Source organism: Janthinobacterium sp. LPB2021202312-11-4 (genome assembly GCF_037049705.1).
In the GTDB taxonomy this organism is placed as follows: domain Bacteria; phylum Pseudomonadota; class Gammaproteobacteria; order Pseudomonadales; family Pseudomonadaceae; genus Aquipseudomonas.
Genome location: NZ_JBAGKV010000026.1, coordinates 47,084 through 62,410 on the forward strand (window position 1 = coordinate 47,084; position 15,327 = coordinate 62,410).

Below are 15,327 nucleotides of genomic sequence, written 5' to 3' on the forward strand. Positions count from 1 at the left end.
CCCTTGTGGGAGCGGGCTTGCTCGCGAAAGCGTTCTTGCATTCAACCTCATCGCTGACTGACCCACCGCTTTCGCGAGCAAGCCCGCTCCCACAGTTGATAGGCGTGTTGGCCGACGGTCGGGTTTCATGCCAAAGGCTGTCACATTGACTAGAGTTTGAAGTACCGGCAGCCAAGCTGCCGCGACCGTGTTTGTCCAGAAAAACCCGGCAAAGCACCGGGTCTTCATCTGATCAGGAGTGCACGATGGACCTCAACCGTCGTCAGTTCTTCAAGGTCGCCGGTATCGGCCTTGCGGGCTCGAGCCTTGGTGCGCTGGGCATGCTGCCCACGCCTGCCTTTGCCGAGCAAGTGCGTCATTTCAAACTCGCCCACACCCATGAAACCCGCAACACCTGCCCGTACTGCTCGGTGGGTTGCGGCTTGATCATGTACAGCCAGGGCGACCAGGCGAAAAACGTCGCCCAAAGCATCATCCACATCGAAGGCGACGCCGACCACCCTGTCAATCGCGGCACCTTGTGCCCCAAAGGCGCGGGCCTGCTGGACTTCATTCACAGCCCCAATCGTCTGCAATACCCGCAAGTGCGCAAGCCCGGCAGCACTGAGTGGACGCGCATGTCCTGGGATGAAGCCCTGGATCGCGTGGCCGACCTGATGAAGGCCGACCGCGATGCCAACTTCATCGAGAAAAACGCCCAGGGCCAAACGGTAAACCGCTGGCTGACCACCGGGTTCCTCGCGGCGTCGGCGGCTTCCAACGAAGCGGGCTACCTGACCCACAAGGTCATTCGCAGCCTCGGCATGCTGGGGTTCGATAACCAGGCGCGTGTCTGACACGGTCCGACGGTGGCAAGTCTTGCCCCGACGTACGGCCGTGGTGCCATGACCAATACCTGGACCGATATCGCCAACGCGAACCTGATCCTGGTGATGGGCGGCAACGCAGCAGAAGCGCACCCTTGCGGCTTTAAATGGGTGACCGAAGCCAAGGCGCACAACAAGGCGCGGCTGATCGTGGTCGATCCGCGATTCACACGCACCGCGTCCGTGGCCGACTATTACGCGCCGATCCGCACCGGCACCGACATCGCCTTTATGGGCGGGCTGATCAATTACCTGCTGACCGAGGACAAGATTCAGCACGAATACGTGCGCAACTACACCGACGTGTCGTTCATCGTTAAAGCCGGGTTCAGCTTCGAGGACGGGATTTTCAGCGGCTACGACGTGGCCAAGCGTCTGTACACCGACAAGTCCGGCTGGGGCTATGAAATCGGCGAGGACGGCTTTGCCAAAGTCGACCCGACGTTGCAGGACCCACGCTGCGTCTATCAACTGATGAAAACCCACTACAGCCGCTACAACATCGACCTGGCCAGCCAGATCTGCGGCATGCCGGTGGACGCGATCAAGAAGATCTGGGAAGAAATCGCCACCTGCTCGATACCGGGCAAGACCATGACGATTCTCTATGCCCTGGGCTGGACGCAACATTCCATCGGCTCGCAAATCATCCGCAGCGCGGCGATGGTGCAACTGCTACTGGGCAACGTCGGCATGCCGGGCGGCGGCGTCAACGCCTTGCGCGGCCACTCCAACATTCAAGGCCTGACGGATCTCGGTTTGCTTTCCAATTCGCTGCCCGGTTACCTGACCCTGGCCAGCGACGGCGAGCAGGACTACGACGGCTACATCAGCAAACGCACGCAAAAACCGTTGCGGCCGGGACAACTGTCCTATTGGCAGAACTACAGCAAGTTCCACGTCAGCCTGATGAAGTCCTGGTACGGCAACAACGCCACCGCCGAGAACCATTGGGCCTATGACTACCTGCCGAAACTCGACATCCCCAACTACGACATCCTGAAAATGTTCGACCTGATGGGCCAGGGCAAGGTCAACGGCTACATGTGCCAGGGCTTCAACCCGATTGCCGCGTTGCCGGATAAAAACCGGGTAATGGCGGCATTGGCCAAACTCAAGTGGCTGGTGGTGATGGACCCGCTGTCCACCGAGACGTCGGAGTTCTGGAAAAACGTCGGGCCGTACAACGACGTGACCAGCGCCGACATCCACACCGAAGTCATTCGCCTGCCGACCACCTGTTTTGCCGAAGAGGACGGTTCGCTGGTCAACAGCAGCCGCTGGTTGCAATGGCACTGGAAAGGCGCCGACGGGCCGGGCGAAGCGCAGACAGACGTGCGGATCATGAGCGAGTTGTTCTTGCGCCTGCGCAAGCGTTATCAGGCCAATGGCGGCGCGTTCCCCGATCCGATCCTGAAACTGTCGTGGCCCTACAAAATCACCGACGAGCCCTCGCCGGAAGAACTGGCCAAGGAAATCAACGGCGCCGCCACCACTGACTTCACCGATGCCACCGGCGCGGCGATCAAGGGCAACGCGCAACTGACCGGTTTCGCCCAACTCAAGGACGACGGCAGCACGGCCTCCGGATGCTGGATTTTCTGCGGCAGCTGGACCGAAATGGGCAACCAGATGGCCCGCCGCGACAACAGCGATCCGTATGGCATGAAGCAACATTTGGGCTGGGCCTGGGCCTGGCCGATGAACCGGCGGATTCTCTACAACCGCGCTTCAGCCGACCCGCAAGGCAAACCGTGGGACGAGAAGAAACGCCTGGTGTGGTGGAATGGCAAGGCCTGGGGCGGCACCGATGTACCGGACTTCAAAGTCGATTCGCCACCGGAAGCCGGGATGAACCCGTTCATCATGAACCCCGAAGGCGTGGCGCGGTTCTTCGCCGTGGACAAGATGAACGAAGGGCCATTCCCTGAGCACTACGAGCCGTTTGAAACCCCGATCGGCATCAACCCGTTGCACCCGAACAACAAAAACGCCACCAGCAACCCGGCGGCGCGAATCTTTGATTCGGTGTGGGAAACCCTCGGCGTGGCCAAGGATTACCCCTACGCCGCGACGAGTTACCGGTTGACCGAGCATTTCCACTTCTGGAGCAAGCACTGCAAGCTCAACGCGATTGCCCAGCCGGAGCAATTCGTTGAAATAGGCGAAGTGCTGGCGAAAGAGAAGGGCATCGTCGCCGGCGACAAGGTCCGGGTCAGCAGCAAGCGTGGCTTTATCGAAGCGGTGGCGGTGGTGACCAAGCGCATTCGGCCGTTGCAGGTCAACGGCCAGGTGGTGCACCACATCGGTATCCCGCTGCACTGGGGTTTTACCGGGTTGACGCGCCACGGCTATCTCACCAACACCCTGGTGCCGTTCCTCGGCGATGGTAATTCCCAGACCCCGGAATCCAAGTCATTCCTGGTCAACGTGGAGAAAGTCTAAATGGCCAGCCAAGACATCATTGCCCGCTCGGCCACCACGACGGTGCCGCCGTCGGCGCGCAATCAGGAAGAAGTGGCGAAGCTGATCGACACCACCAAGTGCATCGGTTGCAAGGCGTGTCAGGTGGCGTGTTCGGAATGGAACGAGTTGCGCGACGACGTCGGCCACAACCTCGGCACCTACGACAATCCCCAGGACCTGACCTCGGAAACCTGGACGCTGATGCGCTTCACCGAGCATGAAACCGACGCTGGCAACCTCGAATGGCTGATCCGCAAGGACGGCTGCATGCATTGTGCCGAGCCCGGTTGCCTGGCGGCGTGTCCGAGTCCCGGCGCGATCATCAAGCACGCCAACGGCATTGTCGATTTCGATCAGGACCATTGCATCGGCTGCGGTTATTGCATCACCGGGTGCCCGTTCAACATCCCGCGCATCTCGCAAAAGGATCACAAGGCCTACAAGTGCACGCTGTGTTCGGACCGGGTCGCCGTGGGCCTGGAGCCGGCCTGCGTGAAAACCTGCCCGACCGGCGCCATCGTCTTCGGCACCAAGGAAGACATGAAGGAACACGCCGCCGAACGGATCGTCGATCTCAAGAGCCGTGGCTTTGAAAATGCCGGTTTGTACGACCCGGCCGGGGTCGGCGGCACTCACGTGATGTACGTGCTGCACCATGCCGACACGCCGCAACTGTACGCCGGGTTGGCAAAAGACCCGGCGATCAGCCCGTTGGTGGGCTTGTGGAAAGGCGTCAGTAAACCCTTGGGTTTATTGGCCATGGGCCTGGCGGTGCTGGCCGGGTTCTTCCATTACGTGCGCATTGGGCCGCAAATTGTCGAAGAAGACGAGTTGCCAACGGTTAAAGACCCGGCAGTCCACGAGGTCGATCCATCGGTGCACACCTTTGATCCGCGCGGGGAGAACAGACCATGATTCGCAAGCAGATCCTGCGCTACACCGCCAACCAGCGGACCAATCACTGGTTGGTGGCGATCCTGTTTTTCATGGCCGCGCTGTCGGGGCTGGCATTGTTTCACCCGGCGCTGTTCTGGCTGAGCAACCTGTTTGGCGGCGGGCCATGGACGCGGATTCTCCATCCGTTCATGGGCGTGCTGATGTTTGTGCTGTTCCTCGGGCTGGTGATTCGCTTCTGGCGGGCCAACTTCTTTATTCGCAACGACGGTTTGTGGCTCAAGCGCATCGACCGGGTGATCCAGAACGAAGAGGAGGGCGTGCCGCCGATTGGCAAGTACAACCCCGGGCAGAAGCTACTCTTCTGGACATTGCTGGCCTGCATGTTGGGACTGTTGTTCACCGGGCTGGTGATCTGGCGGGCGTATTTCAGCGTGTATTTCGGCATCACCACGATTCGCTGGGCCATGCTGTTGCATGCACTGGCGGGGTTTGTGCTGGTGTTGAGCATCATCATTCACATCTACGCCGGGATCTGGATCAAGGGTTCGATCAGCGCCATGGTCCACGGTTGGGTCAGCCGCGCCTGGGCCAGGAAGCACCATGAACTCTGGTACCGGGAAGTGACCCGCGACGAAGACCCCGACCGACCGATCAGAAAAGGATAAGCACTTGGCGACGATTCTTGAGCCTGGCGAAATCGAAGCGGCGGCGAGTTCTCCGCCGTTTCTGTACCTGCCACCGCGCAACCTGTTCACCCTGCGGGCGCTGGGGCTGGAGCGGTTGGCCGAGGGCCATCCGCTGGCCGAATACCTGCGGCTGGTGGCCGGGTTGTGTCATCTGCAACAGGACTTGATGGATGATCTGCCGGTTGATGTGATGCCCGATCCCGAACGCTTGAAAGTCTGCCAGCAGCACGGTTTGCCACCGTTCGCCGCTGACAGCCTGGTGCGCGAGGGCGATTGGTTGCCGTTTCTGTACGCCGTGTTGCTGCGCTATAAGCCACCGCCGCGGGCAGCGGTCAAACGTGCAATCAACACGCTGCTATCGGCCAACCCCGGACAGCTCAAGGCCTGGGGCGTTGCGTTGGTCAGTGGCCAATATTCGTTGTTGCCCGCCGAAGTGGTGCCGTTTCTCGGCGCGGCGCTGCAAGTGACCTGGAGCCATTGGTTGCTCGACACGCCCAATCTCGACCTCAAGCCCGGCGACAGCCTGAGCCAATGCCCAGCCTGTGGTTCGCCGGCCATGGCCGGGGTGATCCGTCATCGCGGCAAGTTCAACGGTTTGCGTTATCTGGTGTGCTCGTTGTGTGCCTGTGAATGGCATGTGGTGCGGGTCAAGTGCGTGTATTGCGAGCAGAGCAAAGGCCTGGAATACGTCAGCCTCGATGATGACCGGTACGCGGCGAATCAGGCGCCGTTGCGGGCGGAAGTCTGCCCTGGCTGCAAGAGCTACCTGAAATTGCTGTACCTGGAAAACGATGCCGAAGCCGAGGCGCTTTCGACGGATTTGACCAGTCTGCTGCTGGACATGAGGCTGGAGCAGGAAGGCTACCAGCGCCTGGCGCCGAATCTGCTGTTGGCCCCCGGAGGCGATTGAGCGCAGCGTCTACACTCAGGCGCGACGGTCCATCGCTTTCGGAGTTGCCGATGTCCAACCTGCGTTTGCCCTCCATCGACAGTTTGTTGCGTCATCCGGCGTGCCAGCCCTTGGCCGAGCGTTATGGGCGGGAGGCGTTGCTGGCCAGTCTGCGGCAGTTGCTCGATGACCTGCGCGAGCCCGTGTTGTCGGGGCAAATGGCGGCGATTGAAATCGCACCTGAGGTGCTGGCGGGCAGGGTGGGTGAGCGACTGATGGCACAACACCGCAGCCACGTACGCCGCGTGTTCAACCTCACCGGCACCGTGCTGCACACCAATCTGGGACGGGCGCTGTTGCCGGACGAAGCCATTGAAGCGGTGCAGATGGCGGCGCGTTACCCGATCAATCTGGAGTTCGACCTGCACAGTGGCAAGCGTGGGGATCGCGATGACTTGATCGAAGGTTTGATCCGCGAGTTGACCGGCGCTGAAGCGGTCACAGTGGTCAATAACAACGCCGCTGCCGTACTGCTGACCCTCAACAGCCTCGGGGCGCGCAAGGAAGGGATCATTTCCCGGGGCGAGCTGATTGAAATCGGCGGTGCTTTCCGCATTCCCGACATCATGGCCCGGGCCGGGGTGAAACTGGTTGAGGTCGGCACCACCAATCGCACCCACGCCAAGGACTATGAGGCGGCCATCGGCCCACGCAGTGGCTTGGTCATGCGCGTGCATGCGAGCAACTACGCCATCTCCGGATTCACCACAAGCGTGCCGACGGCGGAACTGGCCGATCTGGCGCACAGGCATGCTTTGCCGTTGCTGGAGGACTTGGGCAGCGGCAGTCTGCTGGACCTGACGCGCTGGGGCTTGCCGGCCGAGCCGACAGTGCGTCAGGCGCTGCTCGATGGCGCGGACATCGTGACCTTTAGCGCTGACAAATTGCTCGGTGGCCCGCAGGCCGGGTTGATTGTCGGGCGCAAGGACCTGATCGCGAAGATCAAAAAGAACCCACTCAAGCGTGCGTTGCGGGTCGACAAACTAACGTTGGCGGCGCTCGAAGCCGTGCTGGGCCTGTACCGCGATCCGGATCGGCTGGCCGAACGCTTGCCGAGTCTGCGTCTGCTGACCCGGCCACAAGTGGACATCCTCGCCCAGGCCGAACGCTTGCAACCGTCATTGGCCGAGCGCTTGGGCGAGGGCTGGAACGTCAGCCCGGTGCCGGCGCTGGGCATGATCGGCAGCGGCAGCCAACCGGTGGCGCGGTTGCCGAGTGCCGCGCTGTGCCTGCGGCCATTGGTGTCCAAACGACTGCGCGGGCGTTCACTGCGGGTGTTGGAAGCGGCGTTGCGCAGCTTGCCGATTCCAGTGCTCGGGCGCATCGATGACGACGCCTTGTGGCTGGACCTGCGGCAACTGGACGACGAAGCCGCGTGGCTGGCGCAACTCGATCAGTTGAACGGAGGGCAGGGGTGATCGTCGGCACCGCAGGGCATATCGACCATGGCAAGACTTTGTTGCTGGAAGCATTGACCGGCCAGCAAGGTGATCGACGCCGCGAGGAGCGCGAGCGCGGCATGACCATCGACCTCGGCTACCTCTACGCTGCGCTGGAGCCGCGCGCCGGGCTGACCGGATTTATCGACGTGCCCGGGCATGAGCGTTTCACCCACAACATGCTCGCCGGGGCGCAGGGCATCGACCTGGTGTTGTTGGTGGTCGCGGCGGACGACGGCGTGATGCCCCAGACCCGCGAGCACCTGGCGATTGTCGAGTTGCTGGGCATTCCTCGGGCGCTGGTGGCGATCACCAAGTGTGATCGGGTTGAGCCGGCGCGCATCCTGGACGTTCGCGCGCAGATTGAAGCGTTGCTGGCGCCCGGACCGTTTGCCGACGCTCCGTTGATTGCGTTGTCGAGTGTGACCGGCGAGGGTGTCGAGACCTTGCGGGCAGCCTTACTCGACGCGCAAAAGGATGTTCTTCAACGCAGCACCAGTGGCGGTTTTCGTTTGGCGATTGACCGGGCTTTCAGCGTGGCCGGCGCCGGCATTGTGGTCACCGGCACGGCGTTGTCCGGTCAGGTGGCCGTGGGCGATACATTGCTGCTCGGCCCCCAAGGCAAACCCGTGCGAGTGCGGGGCCTGCACGCGCAGAATCAACCCGCCGACAACGCGTTCGCCGGGCAACGGGTGGCGCTGAACCTGAGCGCTGAACGCCTGAGCCTGGATCAGATCCACCGGGGCCAATGGCTTTTGTCCGAGTGGCTGCACGCACCGACCCAACGCCTGGACATCGAGTTCCAACTGCTGCCCGGCGAAACCAGCCCATTTCCGCATTTCCACCCGGTACACGTTCACCTCGGTACCCAGGACGTGACCGGGCGCGTGGCGTTGCTGGAAGGCCCAAGCCTGGCGCCGGGCCAGCGGATGTTCGCGCAACTGCTGCTGAACGCGTCGGTGCATGCGGTGAAGGGCGATCCGCTGATCCTGCGCGACCAAAGCGCCCAACGCACCCTCGGTGGCGGGCGGGTACTCGATCCGTTCGCGCCGAGCCGCCAGCGTCGCAGCCCCGAGCGATTGGCGCAGTTGCACGCCCTCGCCACCACCAACTGCCTTGAAGAGGTCATGCCCGCGCTGCTGGGCAACAGCGACATTGGCCTCGATCCCCTGCGACTGGAGCGCCAGTTCAACCGTCCGCGCGATAGCTGGGTTCTGCCCGATGACGTACGCCTGATCAACACCCGCCAAGGTCCGCTGCTGTTCAGCTCCCAACGTTGGGAAGCGCTGAAGGCACCGCTACTGGAACACCTGGCACGTTTCCATCAACTGGAGCCGGATCAAATGGGCCCGGACCGGGATCGCTTGCGCCGGTTCGCCGGCACCGCACTGGACCGGCCGACCTTCATCAGCCTGCTCGACGAATTGCTCGCCAGCGGCACCATCGTCACCAGCGGACCCTGGCTGCACCTGCCCGATCATCACGTGCGCTTGAGTGCCGACGACGAAGCCTTGTGGCAACAATTGCAGCCCATCTTCGACGCGGCCGGTTTCAATCCTCCGTGGGTGCGCGACCTGGGGCAGGACGAAACGGCCGTGCGCCTGCTGCTGCGCAAAATGGCGCGGCTGGGGCTGCTGCACCAAGTGGTGCGCGACCTGTTCTACACCGATGCGATGCTGCGCCGATTGGCGGCTATGCTGTTGCAACTGGCCGCTGGAAACCCGGTGATCGAGGTGGCTGCGTTTCGTGATGCCGTGGGGCTGGGGCGCAAGCGTAGCGTGCAGATTCTTGAATACTTTGACCGGATCGGCCTGACCCGACGCCTCGGCGATCGGCGCCAGATCCGTCTCGACAGTGCCCTGGCTCAGGCCAACGAATAAGGAAGGCAATCGCGCCCGGTGGCGCGGCCGGGCTTCAAACCCGGTTGGGGACGGCATCCGTTCCCGGGCAGGTTCGACTCCGGCTGCCTTCCGCCAATTTCAACGTGGCGCCAGTTCCTTGATCAGAAAATCAATGAACGTACGGGTCTTCTGCGGCACCCGCCGCGCCGACGGGTAGACCGCGTTGATGGTGATCGGCGGCGCCTGCCATTCGCACAGCACCGGCACCAACCGACCCGTCGCCAATGCCTCTTCGACAATGAAATCCGGGAGCAGGGCGATGCCCATGCCGGCTTCGGCAGCCTGGGCGAGCAAATCACCGTTGTTGGCGTGCAATGGCCCGGTGACGTTAACCCGTTGGGTGTCCTTGCCATTGCTCAGTTGCAGGCTGACGCCGCTTTGCAGATAGCCGTAGTTCAAGCATTGGTGGGCCGTCAGGTCCTTGGGCACTTGTGGCGTGCCGGCACGTTTCAGATAGACGGGCGAAGCGACCATGATTCGCGGGGCCGGGGCCAACAGCCGGGCGACCATGGATGAGTCGGGCATGCTCGCGATCCGCAGCGTCACATCGAAACCGCCGCGCACCGGGTCCACTTGCTGATCACTCAGCACCAGCTGCAACTCGATATTCGGGTGCAGTTCATGGAACACCGGGATCAGCGGCCCCAAACGGCGCAAACCGAAGGACATCGGCGCGTTGATCCGCAATACCCCACGCAACTCGCCAACGCCGTCGCGGGCCCGTTGCTCGGCTTCGTCCAGCGAGGCGATCAATTCCCGGGCGGCGTCGTAATACTCGGCGCCGGCCTCGGTCAGGTGCAGGCTGCGGGTGGTGCGTTGCAGCAACTGCACGCCGATCGCTTCTTCCAGCGCTTGAATCTGTTTGCTGACTTTTGATCTCGGCACGTCCATCGCCCGGGCAGCGGCCGCGAAGCCGTTTTCACCGACGGTGACAATAAACGCGCGCATGCATTCGATACGGTCCAAGGATTGTCCCTAATTTGGAATCAATGATTCCCGATTCTAGGGAATTGTTCCTTTTATCGCCAAGGCCTAAATTAGCTACCAAGCCGCCAGCAAACAGCCTTCCAACGAAGCACGCAGCGGCTAACCCATTAAACAGAACTCGCCGACATCAAAAGGAACTCGCCATGTCCATTCGTGAATTGCTCAACCCAACCAACTCCGCCCTGATCCTGATCGACCACCAGCCGCAGATGTCCTTCGGCGTGCAATCGATCGATCGCCAGACCCTGAAAAACAACACCGTTGGCCTGGCCAAAGCGGCGAAGATTTTCAACGTGCCGACCATCCTGACCACGGTGGAAACCGAAAGCTTCAGCGGTTACATCTGGCCGGAGTTGCTCGCAGTGTTCCCGGATCAGCAGCCCATTGAGCGCACCTCGATGAACTCCTGGGAAGACAAGGCATTGGTGGAAGCGGTGAAAGCCACCGGGCGCAAAAAACTGATCATGGCCGCACTGTGGACTGAGGTTTGCCTGAACTTCCCTGCACTCGAAGCACTGGCTGAAGGCTACGAGGTGTACATCGTCACCGACGCGTCCGGCGGCACGACCAAGGAAGCCCACGACATGTCGGTGCAACGAATGATTCAGGCCGGCGCGGTACCGGTGACCTGGCAACAAGTGCTGCTCGAATACCAGCGCGACTGGGCCCACAAGGAAACCTACGACGCGGTGATGGAACTGGTGCGCGAACACAGCGGCGCCTACGGCATGGGCGTGGACTACGCCTACACCATGGTGCACAAGGCACCGCAGCGTCAGGTCAAGTAAGGCGGGTTGGTTGCACTGATACCTGGCAGTTTGTTACCAAATCTCACGCAAAGGTGTGAAAAAAGAGCTCACCGGTTCGCTGAATCGGTGAGCTTTTTTGTGGCTGTTTTTTAGGAGATTCAGTGTTTTAAAGGTGTTCAGACCGTTCGGGGCATGGCGTTATGAAAATGGCCACAAGATTGCATAGGCCTGTACATACAACTATAGGCATCGTTCACAAACCCGTGGTTCAACACCGAACCTATGTGGGAGCGGGCTTGCTCGCGAATGCGTCCTGACAGGCAACTTTGATGCTGGATCTGCCGGCCTCTTCGCGAGCAAGCCCGCTCCCACCGTTTGTTCGGTGCATACCTCCCCGAATCCCGAGAGCAGACGGTGATGAAAAGCAGAATTTTTCCAGGATGGTACGTCGTGTTCGCAGCGCATCTGCTGCTGGCACTCATTTTTGGCGGCGCTTACTCCTTTGGTGCATTTTTTTCGCAGATACAGTCCAACTTCGCGGTCGGAAGCTTCTCGGTCGCGTCGGTGTTTTCGCTGACAGCTTTTATTTATTACGTGGTCGGGGTGTTCTCCGGTTCTCTGGCGGATCGCATTTCTACCCGCCGGGTGGTTTGCGCCGGGATCATTTCGCTGGCACTGGGGTTCTTCCTCGCCAGCCTTGCATCCGGCTCGTTGCAATGGTTTTTGCTGTGTTTCTGTTCCCTGGTCGGCTTGGGCGTCGGGCTGGTGTATGTGCCAACGGTCGCGGCGGTGCAGCGCTGGTTCATCAAACACCGCAGCAAGGCCTCGGGCATTGCGCTGGCCGGCACCGGGGTCGGGACGTTTGTCGGACCGACTGCTGCCGGGCTGCTGATGCAGCATTTTTCCTGGGAAACGACGATGCAGATCTTCGCCGCGACCATTCTGGTCACGGGGCTGCTGGTCGCATGGCTGGTCAGGGGCAATCCGCAGGCGCTGGGCCTTTTACCGGATGGCCTCGACGCGGCCTCGGCGTGCGCCGAACATCACGCGACGCCTGCGGGCATGCGCCTGGCCGACGCGGCTGCCACGGGGCGATTCTGGTGGTACTTCGGGGCGATTTTCTTTGGTTCGGTCGGGCTGTTTCTGGCGCTGGTGCACATCAATCCCTACGCCCGCCAGTTTGGACTGTCCGCCACCGAGGCCAATCTATTGATCGGACTGATTGGCGTGGGCAACGTTGGCGGTCGGCTATTCCTGGGCAGCATCGGTGACCGGATCGGCGCCCGGCGTCTGCTGATTGTCCTGACCTTCGCACTGATGCTGCTCAATTTGCTGTGGCTGGGTGCTCATACCTTCGCCACGCTGGCGCTGTTCGCCGTGTGTTTTGGCGTGGCCAATGGCGGCTGCATTTCCCTGTACCCGTCGGTGACGGCCAGTTGGTTTGGCACGGCGAACCTGGGGGCGATCCTCGGTGCACTGTACATTTCGGTCGGGATTGCGGCGCTGATCGGCGGGAGTGTGGCGGGGTTGCTGTTCGACCTTTACCAGAATTACACCGCATCAATCCTGCTCGGTGCGTTGTGTGCGCTGCTGTCCGTGGGGTTCATCCTGATTGCCGGTCGTCAGCCGGTTCAGTCAATGGCGCGGACTCAACTGTCGCGGTGAGCACCATTCACCGGCAGGCGACTGCCCAGGCGATAGCGCGAGGAAGGGTGGGTCAGGCGTACGTAGGTGACGATTTTGCTTTGGCTCCAGGTGCGGCGCAGGAGGATCAGGCACGGTTCATTGGCGTCGATCTGCATGTGCTTGCTTTCGTCGCTGCTCGGGTGCCCGGCCTCGACAATGTGTTCCATCTCGTCGGGACGGATGACCTGTAACAGATAACGCGCCGGTTGCAGTTGCTCACCAAATTCTTGCAGCAGGAAGTCCGGCACCAGTTCTGGATTGACGTAGCGATCCTCGAACTGCACCGGCACGCCTTCCTCACTGTGCACGCAGATCAAATGAAACACCGACGAACCGGTGGGCAGCGCCAACGCGGCCGCCACTGGCATCGACGCGGCTTCACGTCCCAACTGCAGGACGCGGCAGGAGTAGCGGTGCCCCCGCGCAATGATTTCGTCGGCGATGTTGGTGATACGCAGCAGGTTCGATTGCGGTTTGCTCTCGGCCACAAACGTCCCGACGCCGGAGATCCGCACCAGATGACCTTCTTCCGTCAGCTCGCGCAAGGCGCGGTTGACGGTCATGCGTGAAATGCCCAGCTCTTGCACCAGGCGATTTTCCGACGGAATCAGGTCTCCGGGCTTCCATTCACCGCTGCGCAGCTTGTCTTGCACAAAGTCCTTCGCGCGCCGATAGAGGGCTTGCGGTGCATTTTTGATCATGGGTCAGTCCGCGTCTTTTTGAGCGGCAAGAACACTTGCCAGGGCTTTGAGAAAAAGGTCGTTATCCTCACAGCTACCGATGGACACACGCAAGTACTGTGTGTAGCCGTCTTCGCGCCACGGCTTGAGGATCACGCCCTTGCGCAGCAAGGCCTGATTGAGGGTTTCAGCCGGATACGGCGTGCTGAAATACAGGAAGTTGGCCATCGACGGCGCCGGACTCAATCCCATGTTTTGCAGCGCGACCACCATGTGCCGCCGTTCGTGGGCGACGTGGGCGAGGGTGGCCTGTAAATGCTCTTCGTCCGCCAGCGCAGCAATGGCCGCAGCCTGGGCCACGCGATTGATGTTGAACGGGGTGCGCAGGCGATCAATCAGGTCGGCCAGCAGCGGATCGCTGACGATCCCGTAGCCGATGCGCAACCCGGCCAGGGAATAGGCCTTGGAGAAGGTGCGCAGCAAGATAAACGGTTTGCCGCTGGCCTGGATCAATCCCAGGCAATCGGGGTAGTCCGCCTCGAAATCGGCGTACTCGTAATAGGCCTCGTCAAACACCAGCAAACACTGCGCTGGCAGTGCCGCCAACAGCCGTTGCAACTCATCGGCGTCCAGCGTGCAACCGACCGGGTTAGAAGGACAGGAGAACATCAACAGCCGGGTTTTCGGCGTCAGCGCCGCAATCATCGCCGGTACGTCGAAGCGACCTTCAGCCGTCATCGGCACCCCGGATACCGTGGCACCCGCCGCGATGGGATAAATAAAGTGCAGGCCAAACGACGGCACCACCGTGACCACTTCATCGCCATGGTCAAGAAACACCCGGCTGATGATGCTCAGCAAATCTTCGGAGCCGTTGCCGAACACCAACTGATTGCCCGGCACGCCGAGTTTTGCTGACAGCGCCGCGCGCAACTCCAGGCAACTGGCATCCGGGTAAAGGGCGATGCTTGAACAGGCCTTGGCCATCGCGGCGGCCACGGCGGGCGCAGGCCCCAGCGGGTTTTCGTTGCTGCCCAGCTTGGCCACCCGGGTCAGCCCGAAGCGCTGGCGCACGGCTTCGGTGCTGAGGCCGGCGTTGTAGCTGGCCAGGTCACGCACTTGTGGGCGCGCGAGGAGTTGCAGTTCAGCAGCGTTCATACCAGAGAGGCCTCTTTGTTGTCCTGCCAGAAGGCATTGCGATCCAGATAGTTCTGCAGAAATTGCTGCAGGCGTGGGTGTTCGCTGTTGTGGAAGATTTGCTGCGGCGTGCCTTGGGCCACCACTTGGCCCTGATCGAGGAACACCACCGAGTCGGCAACCTGCGCGGCGAAGCCCATTTCATGGGTGACCACCACCATGGTCATGCCTTCTTTGGCCAGGGTCTTCATCACTTGCAGGACCTCACCCACCAGTTCCGGGTCGAGCGCCGAGGTCGGTTCATCGAACAACATGATGTGTGGCTCCATCGCCAACGCCCGGGCAATCGCCACACGCTGCTGTTGGCCGCCCGAGAGCTGGATCGGATAAACGTCGGCCTTGTGCGCCAGGCCGACTTTGTCGAGCATCGCCAACGCACGCTTGCGGGCCTCGGCAGAAGACAGCTTGCGCACCCGCAGCAAGGCTTCGCTGACATTGCCCAGCGCCGTCATGTGCGGCCACAGGTTGAACTGCTGGAAGACCATGCCGACGTTGCGCCGAACCTGATTGATCTGCGATTGCGCGGCGCGTTTGCGGCCCTTGCCGTTGTCCGGCACGAAGCCGAGCAACTGGCCTTCGATATGGATTTCGCCTTCGTCGTACTCTTCGAGGAACGCCATGCTGCGCAGCAGGGTGCTTTTACCCGAGCCGGACGGCCCGATCAGGCACACCACTTCGGAATGCCGGACCTGCAAATCGATACCTTTGAGCACACGCAGGGTGCCGAAGCTCTTGCCGACATTGTGCAGGCGCAACATGGGTTGCGAATCGCCGGGGAGTTGTTCGGGAGTCTTCATGGGGTCACCTTGTTTCGGGGCGATGGG

General features: G+C 61.5%; 12 protein-coding genes and 1 tRNA gene. 9 read left to right on the forward strand and 4 right to left on the reverse strand.

The window, feature by feature from the left end; translation table 11 throughout:
• Window positions 1–245: 245 nt before the first annotated feature.
• From fdnG to V5E99_RS23790, 7 genes are all read left to right on the forward strand, one after another.
• Window positions 246–3,311 (forward strand): formate dehydrogenase-N subunit alpha, encoded by a 3,066-nt coding sequence (gene fdnG / locus V5E99_RS23760; RefSeq protein ID WP_499804674.1) that lies wholly within the window; start codon window positions 246–248, stop codon window positions 3,309–3,311.
• Window positions 3,312–4,247, forward strand: coding sequence for a formate dehydrogenase subunit beta (fdxH, locus tag V5E99_RS23765; protein WP_499804675.1), 936 nt, complete (start codon window positions 3,312–3,314; stop codon window positions 4,245–4,247).
• A complete protein-coding gene (locus tag V5E99_RS23770) occupies window positions 4,244–4,894 on the forward strand; it encodes a formate dehydrogenase subunit gamma (RefSeq protein WP_499804676.1) in 651 nt (216 codons plus the stop codon). The genes fdxH and V5E99_RS23770 overlap by 4 nt, the downstream gene beginning before the upstream one ends.
• Window positions 4,895–4,898: 4 nt before the next feature.
• A complete protein-coding gene (fdhE, locus tag V5E99_RS23775; protein ID WP_499804677.1) occupies window positions 4,899–5,825 on the forward strand; it encodes a formate dehydrogenase accessory protein FdhE in 927 nt (308 codons plus the stop codon).
• Window positions 5,826–5,875: 50 nt separating this feature from the next.
• Window positions 5,876–7,282, forward strand: coding sequence for an L-seryl-tRNA(Sec) selenium transferase (gene selA, locus V5E99_RS23780; protein WP_499804678.1), 1,407 nt, complete (start codon window positions 5,876–5,878; stop codon window positions 7,280–7,282).
• Entirely contained in the window at window positions 7,279–9,183 is a 1,905-nt protein-coding gene (gene selB / locus V5E99_RS23785) for a selenocysteine-specific translation elongation factor (protein WP_499804679.1), read from the forward strand. The genes selA and selB overlap by 4 nt, the downstream gene beginning before the upstream one ends.
• Window positions 9,184–9,279: transfer RNA gene (locus V5E99_RS23790), tRNA-Sec, on the forward strand.
• Between the two features lie 3 nt (window positions 9,280–9,282).
• Here V5E99_RS23790 and V5E99_RS23795 read toward each other — a convergent pair.
• Window positions 9,283–10,170 (reverse strand): LysR family transcriptional regulator, encoded by an 888-nt coding sequence (locus V5E99_RS23795; RefSeq protein ID WP_499804680.1) that lies wholly within the window; start codon window positions 10,168–10,170, stop codon window positions 9,283–9,285.
• A 164-nt stretch (window positions 10,171–10,334) separates the two neighbouring features.
• On the opposite strand from V5E99_RS23795, the gene V5E99_RS23800 reads away from it, so the two are divergent.
• Window positions 10,335–10,979, forward strand: coding sequence for a hydrolase (locus V5E99_RS23800; RefSeq protein ID WP_499804681.1), 645 nt, complete (start codon window positions 10,335–10,337; stop codon window positions 10,977–10,979).
• A 411-nt stretch (window positions 10,980–11,390) separates the two neighbouring features.
• Window positions 11,391–12,605, forward strand: a complete 1,215-nt coding sequence (locus V5E99_RS23805; RefSeq protein ID WP_499804682.1) for an MFS transporter — start codon at window positions 11,391–11,393, stop codon at window positions 12,603–12,605.
• Here the strand turns inward: V5E99_RS23805 and hutC are convergent.
• Genes hutC through V5E99_RS23820 form a run of 3 tightly spaced genes read right to left on the reverse strand, consistent with a single transcriptional unit; the run spans window position 12,590 to window position 15,261 of the window.
• On the reverse strand, window positions 12,590–13,327 hold the full coding sequence (hutC, locus tag V5E99_RS23810; RefSeq protein ID WP_499804683.1) for a histidine utilization transcriptional repressor HutC: 738 nt from the start codon (window positions 13,325–13,327) through the stop codon (window positions 12,590–12,592). The genes V5E99_RS23805 and hutC overlap by 16 nt on opposite strands.
• 3 nt (window positions 13,328–13,330) lie before the next feature.
• The gene (gene hisC / locus V5E99_RS23815) at window positions 13,331–14,464 is read right to left on the reverse strand and encodes a histidinol-phosphate transaminase (RefSeq protein ID WP_499804684.1); all 1,134 of its coding nucleotides are present in this window, start codon (window positions 14,462–14,464) and stop codon (window positions 13,331–13,333) included.
• Window positions 14,461–15,261, reverse strand: a complete 801-nt coding sequence (locus tag V5E99_RS23820) for an amino acid ABC transporter ATP-binding protein (protein WP_201197712.1) — start codon at window positions 15,259–15,261, stop codon at window positions 14,461–14,463. Before V5E99_RS23820 ends, hisC begins: the two co-directional genes overlap by 4 nt.
• Window positions 15,262–15,327: the final 66 nt, after the last annotated feature.